At 40.5% G+C, this 21736-nt stretch carries 23 protein-coding genes; 10 read left to right on the forward strand and 13 right to left on the reverse strand.

Annotated elements, in window-relative coordinates; all coding sequences use genetic code 11:
* Window positions 1-485 precede the first annotated feature (485 nt).
* Window positions 486-749 (forward strand): hypothetical protein, encoded by a 264-nt coding sequence (locus RMZ43_RS06795; protein WP_322646110.1) that lies wholly within the window; start codon window positions 486-488, stop codon window positions 747-749.
* Between the two features lie 193 nt (window positions 750-942).
* On the opposite strand, the gene RMZ43_RS06800 is transcribed toward RMZ43_RS06795, so the two are convergent.
* On the reverse strand, window positions 943-1209 hold the full coding sequence (locus RMZ43_RS06800; protein WP_322646109.1) for a hypothetical protein: 267 nt from the start codon (window positions 1207-1209) through the stop codon (window positions 943-945).
* 357 nt (window positions 1210-1566) lie between these two features.
* Here RMZ43_RS06800 and RMZ43_RS06805 point away from each other — a divergent pair, with 357 nt between their 5' ends.
* Window positions 1567-2133: a hypothetical protein gene (locus RMZ43_RS06805; protein WP_322655225.1), complete on the forward strand. Its 567-nt coding sequence runs from the start codon at window positions 1567-1569 to the stop codon at window positions 2131-2133.
* Window positions 2134-2712: 579 nt separating this feature from the next.
* Here the strand turns inward: RMZ43_RS06805 and RMZ43_RS06810 are convergent.
* The 3 genes from RMZ43_RS06810 to RMZ43_RS06820 form a co-directional block, all read right to left on the reverse strand.
* Window positions 2713-3036 carry a hypothetical protein gene (locus RMZ43_RS06810; protein WP_322646106.1) on the reverse strand — a complete coding sequence of 108 codons (324 nt, stop codon included), beginning with the start codon at window positions 3034-3036 and terminating at the stop codon, window positions 2713-2715.
* Between the two features lie 273 nt (window positions 3037-3309).
* A complete protein-coding gene (locus RMZ43_RS06815) occupies window positions 3310-3489 on the reverse strand; it encodes a chlorophyll a/b-binding protein (RefSeq protein WP_012407782.1) in 180 nt (59 codons plus the stop codon).
* Between the two features lie 499 nt (window positions 3490-3988).
* Complete coding sequence (locus tag RMZ43_RS06820; RefSeq protein WP_322655226.1) at window positions 3989-4861, reverse strand: MBL fold metallo-hydrolase; 873 nt, start codon at window positions 4859-4861, stop codon at window positions 3989-3991.
* Window positions 4862-5088: 227 nt separating this feature from the next.
* Between RMZ43_RS06820 and RMZ43_RS06825 the strand changes: the two genes are divergently transcribed.
* Together RMZ43_RS06825 and RMZ43_RS06830 are read left to right on the forward strand one after the other, a co-directional pair.
* The gene (locus RMZ43_RS06825; RefSeq protein ID WP_109007230.1) at window positions 5089-5355 is read left to right on the forward strand and encodes a Precorrin-3B methylase; all 267 of its coding nucleotides are present in this window, start codon (window positions 5089-5091) and stop codon (window positions 5353-5355) included.
* Between the two features lie 181 nt (window positions 5356-5536).
* The gene (locus RMZ43_RS06830; RefSeq protein ID WP_322646104.1) at window positions 5537-6388 is read left to right on the forward strand and encodes an alpha/beta hydrolase; all 852 of its coding nucleotides are present in this window, start codon (window positions 5537-5539) and stop codon (window positions 6386-6388) included.
* Between the two features lie 38 nt (window positions 6389-6426).
* Here RMZ43_RS06830 and RMZ43_RS06835 read toward each other — a convergent pair whose 3' ends face one another.
* On the reverse strand, window positions 6427-7503 hold the full coding sequence (locus RMZ43_RS06835; RefSeq protein ID WP_322655227.1) for a WD40 repeat domain-containing protein: 1077 nt from the start codon (window positions 7501-7503) through the stop codon (window positions 6427-6429).
* A gap of 255 nt (window positions 7504-7758) precedes the next feature.
* Here RMZ43_RS06835 and RMZ43_RS06840 point away from each other — a divergent pair, with 255 nt between their 5' ends.
* A complete protein-coding gene (locus RMZ43_RS06840; protein ID WP_109007232.1) occupies window positions 7759-7941 on the forward strand; it encodes a hypothetical protein in 183 nt (60 codons plus the stop codon).
* Between the two features lie 381 nt (window positions 7942-8322).
* Entirely contained in the window at window positions 8323-9018 is a 696-nt protein-coding gene (locus RMZ43_RS06845; RefSeq protein WP_322655228.1) for a pentapeptide repeat-containing protein, read from the forward strand.
* Between the two features lie 46 nt (window positions 9019-9064).
* Here the strand turns inward: RMZ43_RS06845 and RMZ43_RS06850 are convergent, their stop codons facing one another.
* Window positions 9065-10042, reverse strand: coding sequence for an aldo/keto reductase (locus RMZ43_RS06850; RefSeq protein WP_322646101.1), 978 nt, complete (start codon window positions 10040-10042; stop codon window positions 9065-9067).
* Window positions 10043-10377: 335 nt separating this feature from the next.
* Between RMZ43_RS06850 and ilvA the strand changes: the two genes are divergently transcribed.
* The gene (ilvA, locus tag RMZ43_RS06855; RefSeq protein ID WP_322655229.1) at window positions 10378-11889 is read left to right on the forward strand and encodes a threonine ammonia-lyase, biosynthetic; all 1512 of its coding nucleotides are present in this window, start codon (window positions 10378-10380) and stop codon (window positions 11887-11889) included.
* A gap of 61 nt (window positions 11890-11950) precedes the next feature.
* Here ilvA and RMZ43_RS06860 read toward each other — a convergent pair whose 3' ends face one another.
* The 4 genes from RMZ43_RS06860 to RMZ43_RS06875 form a co-directional block, all read right to left on the reverse strand.
* On the reverse strand, window positions 11951-12985 hold the full coding sequence (locus RMZ43_RS06860) for a hypothetical protein (RefSeq protein ID WP_322655230.1): 1035 nt from the start codon (window positions 12983-12985) through the stop codon (window positions 11951-11953).
* Window positions 12986-12995: 10 nt separating this feature from the next.
* The gene (locus tag RMZ43_RS06865) at window positions 12996-13241 is read right to left on the reverse strand and encodes a hypothetical protein (RefSeq protein WP_094352238.1); all 246 of its coding nucleotides are present in this window, start codon (window positions 13239-13241) and stop codon (window positions 12996-12998) included.
* A gap of 354 nt (window positions 13242-13595) precedes the next feature.
* Window positions 13596-13805, reverse strand: coding sequence for a hypothetical protein (locus RMZ43_RS06870; protein WP_322655231.1), 210 nt, complete (start codon window positions 13803-13805; stop codon window positions 13596-13598).
* Between the two features lie 330 nt (window positions 13806-14135).
* Window positions 14136-15026, reverse strand: a complete 891-nt coding sequence (locus RMZ43_RS06875) for a hypothetical protein (protein ID WP_322655232.1) — start codon at window positions 15024-15026, stop codon at window positions 14136-14138.
* Between the two features lie 278 nt (window positions 15027-15304).
* Between RMZ43_RS06875 and RMZ43_RS06880 the strand changes: the two genes are divergently transcribed.
* A complete protein-coding gene (locus tag RMZ43_RS06880) occupies window positions 15305-15835 on the forward strand; it encodes a pentapeptide repeat-containing protein (RefSeq protein ID WP_322655233.1) in 531 nt (176 codons plus the stop codon).
* Window positions 15836-16679: 844 nt separating this feature from the next.
* Complete coding sequence (locus RMZ43_RS06885; RefSeq protein WP_322655234.1) at window positions 16680-17444, forward strand: hypothetical protein; 765 nt, start codon at window positions 16680-16682, stop codon at window positions 17442-17444.
* A gap of 85 nt (window positions 17445-17529) precedes the next feature.
* Here the strand turns inward: RMZ43_RS06885 and RMZ43_RS06890 are convergent, their stop codons facing one another.
* On the reverse strand, window positions 17530-19653 hold the full coding sequence (locus tag RMZ43_RS06890) for a tetratricopeptide repeat protein (RefSeq protein WP_322655235.1): 2124 nt from the start codon (window positions 19651-19653) through the stop codon (window positions 17530-17532).
* Between the two features lie 434 nt (window positions 19654-20087).
* On the opposite strand from RMZ43_RS06890, the gene RMZ43_RS06895 reads away from it, so the two are divergent.
* Window positions 20088-20348, forward strand: coding sequence for a hypothetical protein (locus tag RMZ43_RS06895; RefSeq protein ID WP_322646093.1), 261 nt, complete (start codon window positions 20088-20090; stop codon window positions 20346-20348).
* 182 nt (window positions 20349-20530) lie between these two features.
* On the opposite strand, the gene RMZ43_RS06900 is transcribed toward RMZ43_RS06895, so the two are convergent.
* Entirely contained in the window at window positions 20531-20710 is a 180-nt protein-coding gene (locus tag RMZ43_RS06900; RefSeq protein WP_322655236.1) for a hypothetical protein, read from the reverse strand.
* Between the two features lie 37 nt (window positions 20711-20747).
* Window positions 20748-21722: a 1-aminocyclopropane-1-carboxylate deaminase/D-cysteine desulfhydrase gene (locus tag RMZ43_RS06905; protein WP_322655237.1), complete on the reverse strand. Its 975-nt coding sequence runs from the start codon at window positions 21720-21722 to the stop codon at window positions 20748-20750.
* Window positions 21723-21736: the final 14 nt, after the last annotated feature.

Below are 21736 nucleotides of genomic sequence, written 5' to 3' on the forward strand. Positions count from 1 at the left end.
ATTTCTATACATCGCTCGGTATTCCACCAACAGTGATTACTATGTCGGTAGTGTAACCACACTTGAGTCACTCCGGATAACTGAAAGTTTAAAAGTTTAGGTTTCAAAATCCTTCGTTTGGTGCTATCGGCTATACGGCAGACTATGGTTTCCCTATTTTTGCGATCGCATCAGATAAAAGCAGGAGTTGGAGATTGCGATCGCTGCAATAGCAATTTTGACTCGCTTAAATTCTTTAAGATGAGGCTTTAGACTCAATTTTTTAGTAGTTTAGCCCAGTTTGTGCCGATTTATCTTGCCATTCTTGCTTACAATAACGTAATCAAGCCAAAAAGTGACTAATCATTCAGATTTTCATTGACTACGAACCGACAATCATTAGCAGGGGTTGCTACTGCATTTCCTGGTGATTCCAGCTTTGACTTTGAAGAATTGGCTGGTATCGACTTTGTTATGGTCTTCATTTTAAAGTTTGATGGTTGTAGATGAATATAGGAATAATCCAGCCTTACAGTAACGGGTTTTTAGAAATTGTACCAGAGAGCGATTATTGGCAAATTGCAGCTATACACATCAATGGTCAAGCCTACTGCCCTACTCCTCGGCTTTATCGATCAGAAAAAGTGGCATTAGCAAAAGCTGCACTAATTTATGATTGGCTAGCTGACCACGAAGGAGAAATTAGTAGTGGGGGTTGCTACTGCTCTGAATTGAAACTCATCCTATGGCAACAACCGAAAGTATCTTAGTTGGTCTTGTATAACCTGAGTTTGGGATAAACTGAAACCTTGATTATGTCGTTAGTTTTGACAGGGTGAAAGCCTTATTATTTCGTCCAAGTAATCAAATTTGAGTCCTTAACCCGAACTGACGTTAATAGGAATTTTAGGTAATTGCAATATAAATCTCGTTGCATTCCAAACTCTCATTCATTGGACAAACTTAGTTTCTGTCAGTTGGCTCAGAGCCTGGGGTTTGAACTTGCAAGTTCTCTCCTTGCTTCCTCACTGAAAAGTCAGGCTCATTTTTGCTACTCTGAGCAAGACCAGCAGCACCAGCGATCGCCGTTCCAGCCAGTCCAAGCCCAGCAGACCATTTGGCATCAGTGATTTTTGGCGAGACTAAAACAGCAACACCAATAACAGCTCCAATAGTTGCCATAAACATGGGAGTTATAGCCCGAATTATTTCTGGGGTGGAAGATTTCATAGAGGTAGATTATAAAATTGGTTTTTTCGTGAGGTAAATACACGGCGTCAAATTCCAATTCCAGAAATCGCTATTAGATAAAAACTTCTATAAATAGCCTTTGGGGAATATAACGCCATCCAAAGCCCAGTTATCTTAACTGGGTTTTTGTTAATAGAGCGATGCTTGCAGCCGGTAAACTACGCTCATTGACCAAGACACGCGACGCCGATAGCGTAGCGTTAGCGAGGTACGAGCGTCATAGCCCGTCGCAGACATTGCCTTTTTTAATTAAGCATTAACCAAAATTTACCAAAAATATTTCTTGTTTCTGTATATTCTAAGTAGAGTTTCATAAATTCTTTACTACTGTTTATCATGAAAATTTGTAAAACTTTGCTTGGATTAACAATTGGTGTACTTTCCACAGCGAGCATTTTGGATATTTGCAACATTCAAAAAGTGAAAGCTGACTCTTTAATTAATAGCAATTCTGAACTGTCTTTAATTAATAGCAATCCTGAACTGAAAGTTTGCAGCAAATTTGTCGCTGGTACATACCTCACGACAATTAAAGACAAAGCAGGAAAGTTTGCTTCACGCGCGCTTATCACTCTTACTGAAGAAGGGAACTTGATTAGTAGTGACTCAAACCAAGGTGGTGTTACGGGTCAGTTTGATCCTTTTACCGCTTCTCAGGGTACTTGGGCGTGTAATGGGAAGAAGGCGATTACAGGTAGGGCACTCAACTTTAGTCTCTCAAACAAGGGTGGTAGCGGTATTGCAAGAAATGATTATAGAGCTACTTTTAATCCGATAACTCAAACAGTAGAAGGGACAATTGAGCTTCGTCTGTTTAATAATCTACAAGGGAATCCACTACAGGGTAATGGACAAAATGGAGGGTCATTCTTCTTTACAGGTCAGCTTGTCACTGCTAGATAAGATGATAAGTTAACTTAATATATAGCGTTATTAATGCGATCGCTCATCATCCTCGCTTGAAAATAGGGAAGCGATCGCATCATTCAAATCCCAGTCACGACGACCGGGTTTTTTAGTTTGAGAACAGTTCTCATTTTTTCAAACGTTCATTTAGTGTTTCGTAAAGAGGAAAATACTGAGTCTTAACATCTACCGCCGATACGATTGTGGATTACTTATCAAAATATTATTGTGCAAAACATGGTTTCCTAGAATGGTTTAGAAATGCTTACGCTCTCAAGTTCTTGCATATAGGGCAATTTAGCCATTTTTGGCATCACTCCTTACCGAACACCTACCCATCCGCGCATTCAGCGAAAAAACTAATCTGATGCGAAAGCTGCTTGCTTATAAATATCCTATAGGTTATACCGTTTCACTTTAAGGTTGATACATTTAGGCAAGCAGGGGAGCAGAGGAGCAGGGGAGCAGAGGGGAAAGAATTTGTATCAGGATTTTAGTGAAATGGTATTAGCTGACTTCAGGACGATGCCTGGATTAGGCTACGCTTACGCAATACCAGCACCCTCATAACCAACCTTACTTGCCAGCGTCTTCAAAGTCTGTTATTGCACAAGCAAACTCTCTAAAAGCTGTTTTAATCAAAACCTCTTTCGTTGCCCTTTCCAACGATGAATTGCGTATGAGGTCTGTTAATTCTATGAACAACAAAGAAAACATAAAACGATCTTGGCGGTCAACTTGTTTCAAACAAGACGATATAAACTGATAAAGCTCTGTTTTTCTGGGTTTAGTTTGTTCTTCCCATATTTGTAACCCAAGCCGAAAAGTTCTCAAACGGATTTCATTACTGTTGAAGGACGCGTCTTTGTAGCGGACTGATACGCGTTGGGGTATATCCATGAGTTTTAGCTATACATATTCAATGTAAAGTAATTATTCACTTATATTTTGACTCAACCGGAAAAATCTAATATTTTGCACCAATTCCAACAAATACCATAGGTTAGGGACTTCCAACCTATCGCGGTGTAGGCAGCAGGGAGCAGGGGAAAAAGAAAAATATTATCTGAGTAAATTGGATAATTTATTTTCTGTGAAGTTCCTTAGAAACGAATGACTTGCGTAAACTTCCAGCTAAGGGTAGCACGGGTGTGCTACCCTCCTAGCATCAATTTAGAGGATGCCCCAGAAATGGAGTAAGCCTTGACCAGAAAAAGCTTCAATTAAAATCGCAGATAAAAAACCAATCATTGCAAGACGACCGTTCCAGTTTTCACTCTGAGGAGTGAAGCCAAAACGCACAGCATTAGGATCTTCTGAAACAATAGGCGCAGGATTCTTAAAACCTGTCATCAGTAAAACTCCAAAATTCAAGTGTTGTAGCAGTTATAACTGTCTGTAAAGTAATGTAACAGATGTTAAAAAAAATGCAACATTGAGTGAATAAAGAAAATCTGAAGAAAATCTGCTCAACATTTTTTCATTTCGATTCACGTTGTAGAGTAAAAATGCTTTCTGAAATTTTGCGTAGGCGTAACCCATAACAGGCATCGCCCATAGCACAAATTCTGCTGTTTCTTGCTCTTAATGCTTATTGAAATCCACTTGAGTAGGTTAGGACTTACGCACACTCTACGAATTCTCGGCGCTCTTGGCGTCTTCTCTGCGAGACGCGAAGCGCGATGGCGGTTCGAGAAATTAAGCTTTTTAGCAATTTTTGCGTAAGTCCTATAGGTATTAAAAGCTTGACAAGCTTAAGCAAGATATTTTACTTTGAATTAAAACTCATCGACGCATCTCAGCAGAACCTTAAAAACCCCATAATTCCGTTGAGATGCATTGAGTTTTTGAGCTAATTAGAAGCTGTTGAGCGCAAATTGTCTTTCTGCAATTGCGAATTATCTTGGTCAGCGAAGGTTTTGAACTCGATCGCATCATGGCTACAAAAGAGGCGCACATCACTACTGTGGTCGAGCGATAACGCCCGTAACTTATCTTGATTAGAAAGTCGAGCTTTGCGGTCTACCTCCATGAACGACTGGTAGGCACGTAGACCAGGTGTGCAAACTCGTTTAGGAGAGCCGATTTCGTGTCGGTAAAAATAAGCATCGCCTGCATGTAAGAGCCAACCTTCGGATGTATCAATAGCGATACCTGCATGACCCCGTGTGTGACCGACGAGCGGTATCAGGAGAATTTCGGGCGGTAGTCCTTCGAGGTTACGTACTGCCTCAAAGCTGAACCAAGGTTCACCACCAGGCGAATAATACTTCCAATTTTTTACTTCATCCCACTGGCCAGGGCGGTAACGTCGAGATGAGACAAAGCCTTGCCGTTCTCTGGCTGCTTCAATCTCACTGAGCATTACATGCACGGTTGCTTCAGGAAAATCTTCCAACCCGCCTGCATGATCAAAATCGAGGTGAGTAAGCACTATATGGCGGACATCGCGCGGGTTCAAGCCAAGCTGCTCAATAGCTGCAACCGCCGTGTATTTTTCTTCAAACTTGATACGATTCAAATTCATAAAGAAAGGGCTGAGTCTTGATAATGGCGCTTTGACATCGCGCTGACCAAAGCCTGTATCTATGAGAACGAGTCCCTGATTTGTCTCAATAAGCAAACAGTGACAGACAAGACAGGCTGTTAGCCCACGACTAAAACCGTCGAATAGTGCCCCACCAATCAGGCACATACAACCGCAATTAAGATGATGAATACGCATAAATCATTCTACCGAGCATCAATCTCTTTTAAAGACGAAACAATATGAATAATCACCATACTTAGGAGTGAAGAAATATATGTCTTTACAGGATTTAATTGCTGAGTTACTTTTGCAGTCTGTGTCTAAAGTATAGTGACGATTTGTGAGTTTTACTTGTTTAGGTTGTAATTGCGAGAATGAGTCTGACTCGCTACGATCGCATTAGAAATTTATCACATCTGAGTATGGCAAACCAGGACGCTCCACTCACAGGAGAAGCGCTAATTAAGGAAGTCTGTCGGCGGATTCGGGTAGCCCGCAGCTATTGGGATGCTCACAATAACGCTGCCTGTCGGGGTGAGCGCGATCGCGCAATCTTCCTTTACAATACACTGAGCAAAGAACAAAAAGAGCAGATTCCGCAAGTGTTGCGGGTCTGGTTGCGCTATCGCAGTGAGAAGTATTTTGGCGCACACCGAACACCGCCCAAATCGGCACGAAAATCAAAATAGTATTAATACCAATTCTCCAAAAGGAGCCAACAGATACAAATCACAAAAGTCTTACTGCATCTAAGTTTCTTAATTGCGAATTGGTACAAGTATGATATTCAGTGCATCACAACTACAGCAAATACAAAAACCTTTTTATTTGCTGTAGAGCAAAATATTTTTACCCAAGAAATAAAATTTAATGGAAAAACAGCAACTTATAAAATTGCTAATTGGTGATTTGACTTGGCTACGATTGCTTAAATCTTTAATATTTATTTATATCTTTTTTAGCGGATATGTATATTTTCGGGCAGATAGCATGATTTTTCTGTCTCAACCTTCTACCTATGAGGATAATCCAAGAATTATTAAGTTAAAAAGTGGGGAAAATACGAATATTTCAGCTACATATTTATTAAACAATAAAGCTAATTATACCATTCTTTATTCTCATGGTAATTCTGAAGATTTAGGAGATATCAAACAGATCCTAGAAAAATTACATGACTGGGGTTTTAGTGTCTTTGCTTATGATTACCGTGGTTATGGTACGAGTCAAGGAAAGCCGACAGAAAGTCACGCTTATGAAGATATCAATAGCGCTTATAATTATTTGACGCAAAATCTAAAAATACCACCTGAAAGAATTATAGTTTTGGGGCGTTCGGTTGGCGGTGGTTCTGCGGTAAACTTAGCAATGCAGAAACCAGTAGCTGGTTTAATTATTGAAAGTTCGTTTATTTCCGCTTTCCAAGTAATAGTACCTTTTCGGATTTTACCTTTTGACAAATTTTCCAACTTGGAGAAGATAAAAAAAGTAAAATGTCCAATATTGGTGATTCATGGAAAAGCAGATGAGATTATTCCTTTTGCTCATGGAGAAAAATTATTCAATGCTGCAATATCTCCAAAACTTTCTTTATGGGTTGAGGAGGCAAATCATAATAATTTATTCTGGATAGCTGAAGAAAAGTATCAAAAAACTTTGCAAAAATTTACTAACATTGTAAAGGCAAATCAGAAATTATCTCATCATACTATTCTGCCTTAAATACCATTTACGCCTAATGTAAATTATAACTAATGCAGTTAGTTAATTTGCCAAATATGGATAGTGCCATCCTCATTGCTACTAGCGAGGGTTTTACCATCTGGGCTAAGAGCAAGCCCTAAAACGGAACTGGAACCATCTTGAAAGGTGTGCAAGAGTTTTAAAGTCTGTAAACTCCACAGTTTAATACTGCCATCAAAATTACCGCAGATCAAAATTTTTCCATCGGGGCTGATGGTAAGAGATTCAACTGAACTAAAATTGTCAGGAAACTCATGCAGCAATTTTCCAGTTTGAAGATTCCATAACTTCAGAGTGCTAATTGCACGATTTCGAGAAACTAGTTGACCAAAACTCCCAGTGACGAGCTTTTTGCTATCTGGAGTAATGGCAATAGCATCTATTCCGGTTTTGTGTCCTTTGAGAATATGGCGTGTTTTTTTAGTTTGCAGATTAATAAGTCTAATTGTATTATCATCGCCGCCACCCCCAGCACTTACAAGGGTTCGCATATCAGGACTAATTGCAACCTTACTCACAAAGCCTGAGTGTGCAGCAATAGTATCAAGCAGCTTAAGCGTGTGTAAATTCCAAAGTTTGATTGTGCGATCGTCACTGCCACTAGCAATCAATCTACCATCTGAACTAATAGCAACGGTTTCTACTGGCTGGGTATGTTCACTTCCGATGTTAAGCATTAATTGAGTGTGTAAATCCCAAACCTTCATTGTTGGGGTAGTTATCCCACCACTTACAATCAGCTTGCCATCTGGACTAATAGCAATTGATGTAACACCATCTGAGTGAGCGTCTAAACTACGCAGCAATTTTCCAGTACGTAGATTCCAGGTTTTAATTGTATCATCTCTACCTCCACTAATCAGGGTTTGCCCATCGGGGCTAATGGCAATTGCTGGAACACCAAAAATCGCTTTTTTATGTCCAGTTAGTGTATGAATAAGTTGAATATGTATTTGAGGCTGAGTAATTCTACTCTTGATAATAGGGGTATTTGAATCGGAAGAATGTACATCAATGACAATCACAGTAATGCTTACTGCGATCGCTAAGGCTGTAATAGCTAGTTTGGATTTGAGAAAATTTAATAATTTCATGACAGTGAGGAACGCAATTATATAATAGGGTTCCCATTTGATGGCATGTGATGACTACGCCATTGCATCCTCACCACATTTGATAGATGGCAGTATGGTAAATGCCAGTTGAATAGATAACTTTTAGCAAAGTTCGTTAAGCACGTCAAATTTAGGTCGGTTGCTACACACACCAGCCTGATTGTGATTAGTCATAATGTAGTGTAGTAGTGCAATACATCGCGCTGTTACAAAAGCTAAATACAGAGGTAAACTATGTTTCCTTTTTGGGGTAATGCCTGTTATGGAAGCGAACCCATTTCGCGCAAAGCTGGCTTAGAGCGGAAATTAAAATTCTTGATTTGGATGCGAGATGATTTAGAGTCCAGATTGGCTGGCATTAATGCTTCTATTGAAACCATTCGCCAGCAAATAGAACGCTCAGACTCAGCTGCTTAGAACTTAGTTCTTGCAGAGTTTAGACGTAATCCGGTTGTAACTCCTTAGTGACTGGGCGCTGTAGATGGGCTGCATCAGTGTTGTAAGTCTTTGTACAGCGTTCTGTCACTAGCTAGCGCATAATAAAAATATAGATTAAGAAACGAACCGCCAAGGACGCCAAGGACGCCAAGGAAGGAAAGAAATAAAGAGAGATATAATTTTCACGAATGATTTAGGACTGCTATAGAGAAATCTTAAAAAATGAAGCCCAGTTTTTTGTACGTGTGTCTGGTAGAACTAACTCTGAATAAATAATTTAAGGCAGAGATAGAGTAAGCATTTATGAATATCTTGAAGTTAAAGCCGTAATTGTCAATTAACGCGCCAGAACTTATATAAATGAAAAGTATTATCTCGATTGGTTGGAATAGCTGGTTAAAAGGGCATAAAGAATCTATTTTACTGTTTGACTCAATTGCTGCCGCTAGTGAAATTGCCTTTATGCTTAACGGTCAGTGGGATGGCTGCAATGGTGTGATAGTAGCCAAATGTGATGAGGTAGCTGTTAATACTGTTACCAAACTTTTAGAAGCAGCATGGTGTTATCAAGGCGCATCAAAAGCTGTTTTAGATAGAGTAGCATCTGATGAAATTTTACGTCGTTATGCAATGGGAGAAAGAAATTTTATTAATGCTAATTTGAGGTGTGCAGTACTTGCATCAGCGAAACTGAATGAAATTAATCTAAGTTATGCAAAGTTGAGTTGGGCAAACCTAAGTCAAACCAATCTAAGTAAAGCTGATTTAACAGCAGCAGACCTAAGTGAAGCTAATTTAAGTGCAGCCGACTTGAGTAAGGCATACTTAATGAGGGCAAACCTAAAAGGGGCAGACCTGCAATTAGCAGATATCAAAGGGACTAATTTAAGTAGTGCTAACTTAAGTGAAGTTAACCTTACTAATGCAGATTTAACAGGAGCTAATCTATCGCTAGCTGACCTCAGAGGCGCAAATTTTCACTTATGCAATTTGAGTGGGGCTAACCTCACAGGTGCTAAGTTAATTGAAAGTGACTTGGCTTTTGCTAGACAGTAACTAACGATAATAATGATTCATATTCAAATTTAGCAACCTTGAAATTTTACTTAGTTTGAAAGATATTTTGTACCATTTTTTTGTCTGCATTTGCTGCTGCCCTATCCAACTCAGCAATCTCACTGGCGTCTAATTGCCAACCCAATGCACCAATATTTTCTTTTGCCTGTGCCACGCTCTTTGCTCCAGGGATAGGGATGGTTCCTTTACAGATGCACCAATTAATTGCTACCTGAGACATGGTTTTGTTTCTCGACTGTGCCACCTCTTGTAAACATGCCAAAAGCGATCGCATTCCTGGTAATATCTGCCTAAATAGCAGACCTCGGATACCTTTGGGCAAAGGGCCTTGCTCAGAATATTTCCCAGTCAATAGCCCCAAAGCCAGAGGGCTGTAGGCAATAAGTTTTATTCCCAACTCATCACAAAGGTCTTTGAGCTTTAGTTGGGTGACAGGATATGTAGACAACAAAGAGTATTGAACTTGCAAAGTACTAATAGAAACGCCTCGTTCAGCAAACTTTTTCTGCACTTGCTTAAGCCGTTTAGGCCCATAATTGGATAGTCCCACTCCTTTAACTAGTCCTTGCTCATACACATCGGCAAGACCATCTAACAGCCCTTCCTCTTGCCAAGGAGCATAATTCGCTGTAGACCAATGCATCTGTACCAAATCTACGTTTCTTCCCAGACGTTGGGCAGATGACTTACAAGCCCTTACCATTGATTTACGTGTCCATCTCCACGGGTAAGCAGCAAGCTTAGTCGCAATACAAATATTTTCTTTGCCTAAACCTACATATTCTTGGCTGAATCGTCCTAAAAGTAGTTCACTGCGACCATTCAATCTCCCAGTTCCGTAAGAATCACCTGTATCAAATAAAGTCACACCGTTGCTTACACAAAGGTTAAACACCGCTTGCAACTGGTCATCCATACTTTCGTCATATCCCCAAAGCAATTGGTTGCCCCAGGCCCAAGTCCCGCAGCCCATACTTGGGAGTGTGATTTGGAGAGTCTGCATCTTTGCTCTCTGTAGATTGCCTTATTAATTATCAGGCATATAGTCAGTAGACCGAAAAATTTTGTGATGCAAACTCTACAAGAGGCTGACGCTCGTGACGCTCGATAGCGTAGCGTTAGCGACGTAGGAGCGTCTGACTCGCTAACGCTGCGCTATCGCATGATTGCGTCTCTCCTTGGGAGAAGACTTGTTAATGTTAACGGTGGACGTAGCAACAGTAGTAATTTGTAAATTTTATTCACTCAATTTGAGAGAGTGCAATTAAATAAAACCAGTGCGATCGCTTGTAACGTAAAATTAGTTTCCATCCGGCATTTGCTAACACCTTGACGCCCATGTTTTGCGACTACCTCATCCAAATCCTGACTGCCCGTGTGTACGATGTTGCCCAGGAAACACCATTGGAGTATGCCCCAAACTTGTCTGCGCGGCTGAATAATCAACTGCTGTTGAAACGTGAGGATATGCAGTCAGTATTTTCTTTTAAACTACGGGGTGCTTATAACAAAATGGTGCAACTGCCACCAGATATATTAGCGCAGGGTGTAATTGCCGCCTCTGCGGGCAACCATGCTCAGGGTGTCGCCCTTGCAGCCAGTCGCTTAGGAACCAAAGCGATTATCGTTATGCCAGTAACTACACCCCAAGTCAAGGTGGACGCGGTTAGAATGAGGGGCGGAGCAGTTGTCTTACATGGAAATACTTACGACGATGCTTATAGCTATGCCCGTGAATTAGAAATAGAAAAAGGTTTGACGTTTATTCATCCTTTTGATGATCCTCATGTCATTGCTGGACAGGGAACAATTGGGATGGAAATTTTACGACAATATCAGCAACCCATCCATGCAATTTTTGTCGCAATTGGAGGGGGCGGATTAATTTCTGGGATTGGGGCTTATGTAAAACGCTTGCGTCCCGAAATCAAGATTATTGGAGTTGAGCCAGTAGATGCTGATGCGATGTCTCAATCACTAAAAGCCGGACATCGGGTGCGCTTGTCTCAAGTCGGCTTATTTGCTGATGGTGTGGCGGTGCGAGAAGTAGGTGAAGAAACCTTCCGTTTGTGTCAGCAGTATGTAGATGAAATTATTTTGGTGGATACAGATGATACTTGTGCTGCGATTAAAGACGTGTTTGAGGATACACGCTCGATTTTAGAACCAGCCGGTGCATTAGCGATCGCAGCTGCTAAAGCCTACGCAGAACGAGAGCAAATTGAGGGACAAACCTTAATTGCTGTAACCTGTGGTGCAAATATGAATTTTGATCGCCTCCGCTTTGTTGCAGAACGGGCAGAGTTGGGCGAACGCCGCGAAGCCATCTTTGCAGTCACGATTCCAGAGGAACGGGGAAGTATTCGCCAGTTTTGTGAATGTATTGGCAATCGTAATCTTACCGAGTTTAATTATCGGATTGCTGATGAAAAAACAGCCCATATTTTTGTCGGTGTGCAAATTCAAAATCGTGCTGATGCTGCAAAGATGGTAGAAAACTTTGAAGCTCAAGGATTTGAAACTCTTGATTTAACAGACGACGAACTAACTAAATTACATCTGCGGCACATGGTAGGTGGGCATTCTCCCTTAGCTCATAATGAATTGCTCTACCGTTTTGAGTTTCCCGAACGTCCTGGCGCATTGATGAAGTTTGTTACTTCCATGAGTCCCGACTGGAATATTAGTCTTTTTCACTACCGCAACAACGGGTCAGACTACGGTCGAATCGTTGTTGGTATCCAGGTTCCCCCGCACGAGATGGGAGAGTGGCAAGCTTTTCTCGACAACCTGGGCTATCGCTATTGGGATGAGAATAAAAATCCGGCATACAAGCTGTTTTTAGGATAGGTGGGGAGTAGGAGGAGCAGGGAGAGTAGGAGAAGAATAACAATCCCCTACTCCCTACTCCCTACTCCCTACTCCCCAATATCATATTGGAGTCCCAAGTATAGAAGCCAATTTGGTTAGGAACCCTAGAGAATCTGCCTGTTCGATAGCCTCTAGATAATTCATTCAGTACCTTATTTTTGACCTCTCGAAGTTGCTGAGAATCTAGTTCTCCATAAATTCCGGCGATGACTTCAGCAACGCTGAAAACTTTACCTGGATTTTCTTCAAACAGAGAGGTGAGGGCATCAATTAAGAATTGACCCTCAAAGGCTGTGAGCATCGGTACTGCTTTTGTCGGAGGTACAAAAGGCTTCTTGTTTTTGCTTTTGATGCTCCTAGAAGTACCATTGCGCTTACTTGGAGCTACCAAACTGAGATCCAGAGTATAACAACCTGGCTCATCAGGAATAGTTACCCAGTAATTCCTTTCTCTGCCTTGAGTGAGGGAAGATTGAACCCTACCTTTAACTACTTTGAATAGATTGGAATCTAACTCTCCATAAAGCGATCGCACGATAAAATCGATATGACACACAGTACCTATCTGCTCTTGTAATAGCTGTTTTATGGCTTCCATTCGGGAAACAGCGTGATTATACCGGGGTAGCATAGGGATTTCAGCCACCTTCATTGAACTATCGTTGTTCTCTAGGGCGATATTTGGATCTGGCGATGTCGTTGAAGGTTGACTCTCTTTTGTATCAACAGCAGAAAAGGAATTATCGATCTCAACTAAGTCTTTGTCTGCAAGTTCTGACTGTACAGACTCCACCAAGTTAACTTCGTCGATGTCGTCAAGAGGTGATAAAAACCGCAAAGAGCCTTCTTGGGAAACATCTGAGGTTTCATCAGCCGCCGTCAGACTTGATATCTGCTTGCTGCTATCAGAAAAAGACCAGTTAGACAACAACGCTTCTACATGATCCAGCTGCTTTCGCGCCTGCACAAAGAGGCGTTCATACTCTTCTGTGAGGCGAGCATAATAGTCTCGTAATTCTAACAATGGTGAGAGAAAAGTACCTGGTGGTGGTTCTAATTGTCCATTTTGAGTCATAAGGCTTCAATTAATTTAAATCGATGTCACTTTTGTAAGACATTGCTCTGGGTTTTGCTTTGTGAGATGCTGGTTGGGATTTCTTGGGCGCTTGGGGAGGGCGACATCTCTCACAATATAAGGGTCGAGGCCCGAAAGTCTCGCGCTTTGTCAGATCGTTACATTCTTTACAGACAAACTGAAAAACACGAGTATGAATCTGTCTTTTGTGCGCCCTGACAGTATATTCTCTAACATCAATGAATTTACTTGCCATAATCAGGATTGTGAATTGCTCTCGTATCAATGTCCTATCAATATAGCTATTCAAGCAAATCAAGCTGCATCAGTGTGTGTTTATGTAGAAGTTTTATTCAATTCATTGAATTTGACACCTACCATAAAGTGCAGATGAGGAACTTGATAGTTAGCTATTAACTATCCTCTCAGCATATAATTGGTGATGAGCAAACACCACTACCATTTTTTAGGTGCAAGCAATTTTCATTGCCATTATCAAAGAAATTGGGAATGAGAAGTGCGGGATTATTCACTTCCACTGTTTTTAAATCAATTTATTGACAGTGTGTCTAATTAACTATCATAAAATTATTGTTCTCCTTTATGGTAGCTACGGTGTACACACAAGTAGACCTAGAGCGAGTTTCCACCCAAAAAAGGTAGACTTAAATTGCTCAAGACAGCGAACCAAAGTAGTAATACCAAAAGGTTTCTGAGACTTGTAACCAGACCAACCACCAAGCCCTTGCATAATCCAAGTAGCCAAAGCTTGGGTTTGAGGAGGATAGGCATTTTGTTGCAGTCGAGTTTTGCGTTCCAACGTAGCAACAAGAGTAGATAAGCATTGCTGTACAACTCTTTCCCTTATTACTTTACTTGAATTTGTGTATACACCGTAGCCAATTGATCAAAGAGGGTTAGGGTAAGATAAAACTTTGTTGTTTAATCAGCTATTTCAGACTTGTATGTACACGGTAGCCTTATAAAGGACAGAAAAGCTAGATACAGGATGAAGCTTTGCATTAATTCGTAGCGTTTTTAATGCAAGGGGGCGCATTGGTATTGTTAGTTGATGCATTGGCATTGCCAAATTTAAGTTGCAAATGGATACTCCCCTATTAATCTTTAGGGGAGAATGGCTCAATTCAAATTAATTTGCTAACCAGAAAGCGACGTTACGCACATAGGTTTTTATATCTTCTAAGGCGCGTGGCTCTTTTTTCATACCATTTCCTGGTGGCTCATCTACAAAAGTGGGACAGCCTTTGTTAATATCCCAGTTGTAATCTACTAAATGATGAAAGCTGGAGTTAGCTACTGCTCGTCCTAGTATATTACCCTGTTCATCTTGATGATGCTCGATCGCTACAACTAAATTGAATTTACGATCTGTAACTAAACTTTTACCCAAAGCAATTACTCGCGCATTGGCGTTGCCGGAAGGTGCGCCAATACCGCCTTCGTGGGGATGTGCGGGGAAAAATTCGATACTTCCCGATGGGGAATTAGGGTTTTTTAACAGTTCGTGAATGGGTTCAACAATGGTAATTTTTTGATAATCACCATTAGCTCCAGAATGATAGTTGGGCCAGGAGATATAAGTTGTGTATGAGTCATCTCGGCTCCAGCGAGATTCATCGGGATCGGGATTTTTGGTGTTGAAATAGTGGATATCACCAATGTCAACTAAACCACACATCGAACAACCCATATTCTGATGATCGCGTGTCGTCAAAATACCGCCACCGCGTTGCCGAAAAGCATTAATTCCGGCAATGTCTTTTTCGGTTAAACCCTTATCCACCTCTAATCCAAATAGCCAAAGTTCATCAAAATCTGACTTGTCGAGACTACTTAAAACTGGGTCACTGCCTACTGCATCTGATTCGTAATCGCGTCCTGTAACTTCAAATAAGGAGTTTCCTGTTTCGTCTTTAATCGATGCTAAGTAATCTTGTAACATCGAGAAACGAAAAATGCTCCAGTCATCTTCAGTCGTAGGAATCGTAGTCTGCAAAAGAATACGAATTGGTTTTGCCATAACCTTTGCTAGATGAACACCACAATTGAGTATAGCGATCGCTTTACATTAATGCTTAAGTTTTTAAATCCCTCAACATCCCTCTTAAGTATGAAAAAAAATCATAACTCTAGGTAGTAGCGCCAGTAATTAAGGATGGCTAATCTAGACAGAGGTAATTTGATATTGACTCCGGTTTGATTCACTACACCAATCCTCCGTGGCGCGTGCTGGGGATTTACTGCTCTCTGAGTAAGCTGGATAGCTTCAATTAAACGTTCCTTAACACAGCGACAGATATGAAAGCAGATCAACTCCTGAAAAACTATGCCGCAGGTGTCAGAGACTTTACTGGTATCAACTTGAGCGAGGCAAACTTAAGGGAAGCCAATCTCAATGGCATAATTTTGGATAAAGCAATTTTAGATGGAGCTAATCTAAGTCACGCTAATTTAGCCCAAGCCAGTTTGATTGAGGCAGACTTAAATGGAGCAAATTTGAGCAATGCTGACCTCAGTAATAGCAACTTAAGCGGAGCTATTTTGGATGGAGCAATTTTAGATGAAGCTATTTTGGATGGAGCCAATTTGAGTCAGGCTGATTTGACGGTTGCTAAACTGATTGACACTAACTTGAGTGAAGCGGATTTACAGCAAGCAAGTTTGATTGCGGCGAATTTAGATGGAGCCGATTTAAGTGGTGCAGACTTAACTGTAGCCGACTTATCCCAGGCAAATCTCAATCAAGCAGATTTGAACCAGACAAATTTAAGCGGAGCAAATTTGGATGGAGCCAATATAGAAGGAACAATCTTGGATGAGAATGTATGACACTACCAGCCAGATAAACCCATGACCACTGTTTCTCTATGAGACGCTACGCGAAGCTCTAATTTACGCATTCATGTATTTTAAAAAGGGATACAGTAGCCCTAAATTTATCGAACAGAATTCAGAAGTCAGGAGCCAGAATTCAGTATGAATTCTGAACGAAAAAGCGGATGAATAAACAGGTCTAAAACCCCCTCCAAATCTCCGATTTGGAGGTCTTCAATTCCTGCGCCGGTCTGAATCCCCAACTGATTAATTCTGACTGCTGAATTCTGACTTCTGAATTCTTCTTCAAGGGATTCTTAATTTTGAATTAGTGAATGTGTTGTTTTTGACTTTCCAGCTTGCGTAGCGACTCTCAGAGAAGGAGCTGATTCGCGTCTAGTATGTAACTCTGGTGGCGATTGCTCGCTTTTAACCTATTTCCCAAAATCTCAGTACCTGATTTTACAGACCTACACAAGAATTTTTGGGCTTATAGCGATATTTTAGAAGTTTATAACGATTTTCATAGCATTTTCGACTATGCCGGAAAAGCTGTTGCCTCTAAATTAGAATAGGAGACATTTGTCAATTATCCAGATTCCAATCTGTTTGCATCTTCACATTCGGCAACACGCGCCGAAGTTGCAGCAATGGTTTATCAGGCATTAGTAGCCATTGGGCAAAAATCTATGATTAAATCAGTCTATGTAGGGTTGCATTCTGGAAGTTCACAAGTAAAATAGGAAACACTGCTTATCGGCTTGTACTCTTGGGAAAAAAACCATGTAGTTAAAAGCACGTTAGGTTAATATGCGATGGGTGACAAATCTTAGACCTATTGCCTAAAGCTAATAGCCCCATGTTAACAACACTTCCAGACACCTCTGCCAACTTAGCGATCGCCTTGTTAATTAACTATAGTTTCGATCTCAGTGGCTATACTGCCAATGAGCTAGTTGAGCGTTGGCAAACGCAATACCCGCTCAATTGGTTACACCTGGCAGTGATTGAGGCACTATATCAAGGTCGTTATAAAGCTGTTTCCGTGCAGCAAATTTTAGTATTTTGGCAGCGCCGGGATCAGGCTACATATCATTTCAACATGGAATTTGAACGGATGATTTGTAGCAAATTTCCCCAAAGTTTAACTTCATCGCCTGCGCCAGCCCTACCGCCAGCGAAGAAAAACCCCACTGTAGAGAAAGTCACGAGTCCTCAATTACCACCTGCTAAGATTCGCAACGGCTATCAACACAGCAATACTGCAACTCTACAACTGAAAAGTTCCGAACAAAAAATATCTGTAGATGAGGAAGAAACGAAGGAGGAAGCTAAGGACAATAAAACTGTCCTGAAGTCTCCCGTTTCGGGAAAATCTGTTTCTTCAACAGCGTTTCAGTTATCGTCTGCTATCAGCCAAAGGCAAGCTTCACAAGAAAGTCCAACGCCTTCACCATCACCAATTCCTCATCAACGACAGCCAAAACTGCTCCCACCTGCTCCCATTCATGCCCCAATTGGGCAATTTACTCCAGAAAAAAGCGATCGCTCTGAATCTTTTACATCTAAACTCAAAGCGATGTCTGGGGAACAGAATCGGCCCATTAGGGGGAGTGGGGAGTAGGGAGTGGGGGAAGAAGAATTATTGATTAATAACAAATGACAAATGACAAATGACAAATGACAAATGACAAATGACAAATGACTTTTTATTGTTCAACTAACTCTTTAAAGCGCTCATCATCGGCAATATCATCAAAATCTAGGTCAGTTACTGCATCTTCTTTATACCTGGGATTAAGTTCAATTGCTTGTTGTAGAGTTAACAGAGATAGTTCAACTTGTCTTTGTAATGCGTAACAGGCTGCTTTGTTGTAATAGGCACTGGCATAATCTGGGTTAATTTCTAAGGCTTTGTTAAAACTAGCGATCGCTTCATCATCGCGTCCCAATCTTACCAAGGTATAACCGTGTTTGTCCCAGATTTTGGGAGAATTAGGTTGCAATTTCAGGGCTTTTTCAAAAGATACTATTGCCTCTTCGTATTGTTCTAATGCTACTAAGGAAAGACCGCGATTCAACCAAGCAATTGCATCATCAGATTTAATTTGTGTAGCTTTGTCAAATGAGTCAAAGGCTTGCTGATGCTGTTGTAAGTTCCCAAAAGCAACGCCGCGATCGCACCAGGCTTGATGATAATCTGGTTGAATGGCAATAGCTCTATCATAAGATGCGATCGCATCTTTGTAGCGTTTCAATCTCCCTAGAGTTAGACCTCGTTTTAACCAAGCCACAGGTTCATCAGCTTGGATTTTAATCGCTTGGTTGTAAGCTGCGATCGCATCTTCATAGCGCCTTTGGGAAAATAGCTCATCTCCTTGTTTTACATACTCATCAGCAGTAAATTCTGGTTGTTGTGGCTGTTCTTGTATTTCTTCCTCAACTTCAGAATTTACAACCTCTGGGATGGATGCAGCTTTAATCTCAACGTCAACTTCAGAATTCACCGCCTCTAGAATAGATTCAGGTGTAATTTCAGTTAATTCCTGAAGGATAAGATCCTTTCTTTCTTGGGCATCCAATTGTAACTCAGAGAGTTGAGAGACAAACTCTGTTTCTAATCTTTCTAACTTCTCCAAAATGAGAATCTTTTGTTGTTGAGCATTCCATTGTAAATCTGAGAATTGCGAAGTAAACTCAGAACCAGATTTTTCTAAATTTTCAATGATTAACTCTTTACGTTTTTGAGCATCTACTTGTAATTTAGATAATTCTTCTGTAAATTCTGACTGCAATGCTGCTAAATTATTAATAATTTTGTTCTTTTGTTCTTGAGCATCTGCCTGTAATTCAGATAATTGAAATTTCAATTCTTTATCTAATATTACTAAACTTTCAAGTGTGATATCTTTTTGTTGTTGAGCATTTCCCTGTAATTTAGATAATTCTTCCGCGAATTCTGACTGCAATTTTGTTAAATTTTCAATAGCTATATCCTTTTGCTTTTGAGCATCAAATTGCCATCCAGAAAGTTGAGATGTCAACTCAGACCTTGATAGTTCTAAATCAGCAACGGTTAGTTCTTGCTGTTGTTGCACACCTAACTTTAAATTAGACAGTTCTTCTGCAATGACAGATGCTACTTTTTCTAGATTATCTAGCGCTATATCTCTTTGTTGTTGAGCATCTAACTCTAACTTAGATAGCTCCGAAGCAAATTCTGACTCTAAAGTTTGTATATTTTCTTGAGACTTTTTCAGTTCAGTTTCTAATCTAGTTAATACCTGTAATTTAGCTAAATCTAGTTCAGATGTAAGGTTAGATAAATATTTTTTTTGTTCGTTTTTAATCTGCTGTTGTAAACTAGTAGTTTCCTCTTCTAATTCATAATTTATTTTTTTAGCTTCTTGAATAAGATTTTCAGCCTCTTGTTTAACAGTGGCTAGCTGATTTTGCAATTTTTCCATTCCTTGTAATTGTTGCATGGCTCTATCAACAATTTCACGGATTACCACCCGTCGTAGGAGCCAAAATAAAGCAATAATTGCGACTGGAAATAGACTTAATATAACTAGCCAGACATTGAGTAAGATAGTTGTCCGGCTAAAAGCGCTATTAAAATCAGATTGGACTTGCTGTTGAATTCGTTTTTCCGCTCTTAGTCGCGCTAATTCTTCCCGTTCCTGATTCGATAACACTAAAGCAGGAGTTAGTGTTGGCGAAGGTGATAGTGCAGATTGTCCACTGGCAATTCTAGGGGACAGCAGTAAGGGTAAAAAGACAATAGTGCTTTTTACAATTAAAGCGAAAACAGCTTGATTTTTGCTCTTCATAACAACCATCTCAGTCTGTTGGTCAGTTTTTGAAGCGGCGTGCCTCTCTCCAATCTATAACAGAATTAAGTAGTAAAATGTTGTAGAGGGAGTGGAAAATGCTGAACAATCCTTAACTAATCTGTTCCTTCGCCCTTACTGTACGTACAACTTCAGTCGTGGAGCGCAGTCAAGTTTTTAACATTTTTTAGAGATAGCATTATAACATTACAAGGTGAAAACTAAGCACTACAAACAATAATTTATCAACTTACGGAAGACAGATTGCAGCAAATTCGGCGCTTTCTGAGAGCATTCATCGAACGAAGTTCGGACTTTGTTTCTACAGATAGCAGTATGCAAAGTGTCAGATGTGCGTACTTCGCACTAACATTAGATTATCTAGGGTAAGCAGATTACTTGTCCTACAATTAACTTAACAAAGGCGGTAGAAAATGGGTCGGATAAATCCTTACACACTGCAATTGCAGATTACTCGAATGTTTGAGCAAGGGCAATCATTTTTTGCCACAACCAAGGTACAGGAATGGTTGAAAGAACACAAACACAATCCAGAAGATTATGACATTCTTTTCCATAAAAAACCCGCGCCTCCTGGTTCCAAAGAAGTGATGGTGGTAGAAATTGAATTACGCCGCAAAGATGGACAACCTGTAGATCCTTGGTTACAAGAACAAGCAAATCTCCATGCCTGATTTTAAGAACTAACAATTTTCAATTTAAATTCATATTATCGTAATAGAATTCATCAAAATATAGCGTTCCGCAACTGGGAACGCTATATCTTATCTTTTATTTAGAAATATTATATATTATTTGTGCGATCGCCCATATCAAAAACATTAAATTCAACCCCTTCTAACTTTAGTCTCAAAGCTTATAATAAAAGGTTTATCCTTTGTTCAATAAAAATTGTTAGGGCATTTTCAGGAAGTGCATCGGCTCTTGACCATTCAAGAATAATTGTCGGTATAAGATGAGAGCGTAGCACTGTCTCCAAACCAGGCTCGTCATATTCTTTGAGATAATCTAATGGATTTATATCGCTAATTTTCAAATTAGTTATTTGAGATAGATAGCTAACTGATATTTAATTAAGTGGCAACTCTGATTTTAGAAACTCTCTGCAATCTTTCTTCCATGCCAACGTTACCCTGTAAGCCGCCTGTGTGTACCAGCAACAAACGATGCCTGCGGCAACCCCTTTGGGGAACGTCTTTACAAAAAAATCCCTGCTTTAGTAAATCCATCACTCCGTAAAACATTTTTGCGGTATATACGTAATCGAGGGGTACGCCATGTTCCTGTGTGAACTGTTGGCTGAACAGTAGTAACTCATCGTTTACCTTTGCATAGCCGCCGAAGTGATAATCACATACCAGTTCCCAGGAAGCGGGAGAATTATATGGTGCGGGTAAACCAGAAGTGAGGTAATTTGTCAATAGATTTTCGATTTCTTGGGCGAGAAATGCCCCATTTTTTAGAACGGGAAAAGCGATCGCTCTTTGTCCTTCATGCAACGAAAGCACAACACCTGCTAGTGTGGTAGCTGTACCACAGGCTACGCATATATGATCAAATGCGATCATATCAGTAATTATCTCTGTGCAGCCGCGCACACCATTTAAATTACTCCCGCCTTCGGGAATGATAAACACCTCGCCGAAACGTTGTTGCAGATATTCTTCTAACTCTGGTGTGTTGCGCTGTCGATACATCTCGCGGTTCAGATACACAAGCTGCATACCCTGTTGTACAGCAAAACTCAGCGTCGGATTCAACGGTAGCCTCTCCTCGCCACGAATTACGCCGATGGTACGAAAACCGAAAAGATTACCAGCCGCCGCAGTTGCATAGATGTGATTGGAATAAGCGCCGCCAAAAGTAAGCAGCGTTGTAAAATTTTTCTCCTTGGCCTCTAAAAGATTGTATTTCAGCTTAAACCACTTATTGCCGTTAACCCACGGGTGCATAAGATCGAGGCGCAGCACATAGAGATCAACACCAGCATGACGGGCAATTCCGCTATTGATTTGCTGTAGAGGAGGAGCAATAAAGGCTAACGACATGTGTCAAGATTCTA

The organism is Nostoc sp. CmiVER01 (assembly GCF_034531135.2).
In the GTDB taxonomy this organism is placed as follows: Bacteria; Cyanobacteriota; Cyanobacteriia; order Cyanobacteriales; family Nostocaceae; genus Nostoc.

Excerpts from the sequence above, each read along its gene's own strand:
- RMZ43_RS06795 (WP_322646110.1), top strand. The coding sequence starts at position 486 with ATGAATATAGGAATAATCCAGCCTTACAGTAACGGGTTTTTAGAAATT.
- RMZ43_RS06800 (WP_322646109.1), bottom strand. The coding sequence starts at position 1,209 with ATGAAATCTTCCACCCCAGAAATAATTCGGGCTATAACTCCCATGTTT.
- RMZ43_RS06805 (WP_322655225.1), top strand. The coding sequence starts at position 1,567 with ATGAAAATTTGTAAAACTTTGCTTGGATTAACAATTGGTGTACTTTCC.
- RMZ43_RS06810 (WP_322646106.1), bottom strand. The coding sequence starts at position 3,036 with ATGGATATACCCCAACGCGTATCAGTCCGCTACAAAGACGCGTCCTTC.
- RMZ43_RS06815 (WP_012407782.1), bottom strand. The coding sequence starts at position 3,489 with ATGACAGGTTTTAAGAATCCTGCGCCTATTGTTTCAGAAGATCCTAAT.
- RMZ43_RS06820 (WP_322655226.1), bottom strand. The coding sequence starts at position 4,861 with ATGCGTATTCATCATCTTAATTGCGGTTGTATGTGCCTGATTGGTGGG.
- RMZ43_RS06825 (WP_109007230.1), top strand. The coding sequence starts at position 5,089 with ATGGCAAACCAGGACGCTCCACTCACAGGAGAAGCGCTAATTAAGGAA.
- RMZ43_RS06830 (WP_322646104.1), top strand. The coding sequence starts at position 5,537 with ATGGAAAAACAGCAACTTATAAAATTGCTAATTGGTGATTTGACTTGG.
- RMZ43_RS06835 (WP_322655227.1), bottom strand. The coding sequence starts at position 7,503 with ATGAAATTATTAAATTTTCTCAAATCCAAACTAGCTATTACAGCCTTA.
- RMZ43_RS06840 (WP_109007232.1), top strand. The coding sequence starts at position 7,759 with ATGTTTCCTTTTTGGGGTAATGCCTGTTATGGAAGCGAACCCATTTCG.
- RMZ43_RS06845 (WP_322655228.1), top strand. The coding sequence starts at position 8,323 with ATGAAAAGTATTATCTCGATTGGTTGGAATAGCTGGTTAAAAGGGCAT.
- RMZ43_RS06850 (WP_322646101.1), bottom strand. The coding sequence starts at position 10,042 with ATGCAGACTCTCCAAATCACACTCCCAAGTATGGGCTGCGGGACTTGG.
- ilvA (WP_322655229.1), top strand. The coding sequence starts at position 10,378 with ATGTTTTGCGACTACCTCATCCAAATCCTGACTGCCCGTGTGTACGAT.
- RMZ43_RS06860 (WP_322655230.1), bottom strand. The coding sequence starts at position 12,985 with ATGACTCAAAATGGACAATTAGAACCACCACCAGGTACTTTTCTCTCA.
- RMZ43_RS06865 (WP_094352238.1), bottom strand. The coding sequence starts at position 13,241 with ATGGCAAGTAAATTCATTGATGTTAGAGAATATACTGTCAGGGCGCAC.
- RMZ43_RS06875 (WP_322655232.1), bottom strand. The coding sequence starts at position 15,026 with ATGGCAAAACCAATTCGTATTCTTTTGCAGACTACGATTCCTACGACT.
- RMZ43_RS06880 (WP_322655233.1), top strand. The coding sequence starts at position 15,305 with ATGAAAGCAGATCAACTCCTGAAAAACTATGCCGCAGGTGTCAGAGAC.
- RMZ43_RS06885 (WP_322655234.1), top strand. The coding sequence starts at position 16,680 with ATGTTAACAACACTTCCAGACACCTCTGCCAACTTAGCGATCGCCTTG.
- RMZ43_RS06890 (WP_322655235.1), bottom strand. The coding sequence starts at position 19,653 with ATGAAGAGCAAAAATCAAGCTGTTTTCGCTTTAATTGTAAAAAGCACT.
- RMZ43_RS06895 (WP_322646093.1), top strand. The coding sequence starts at position 20,088 with ATGGGTCGGATAAATCCTTACACACTGCAATTGCAGATTACTCGAATG.
- RMZ43_RS06905 (WP_322655237.1), bottom strand. The coding sequence starts at position 21,722 with ATGTCGTTAGCCTTTATTGCTCCTCCTCTACAGCAAATCAATAGCGGA.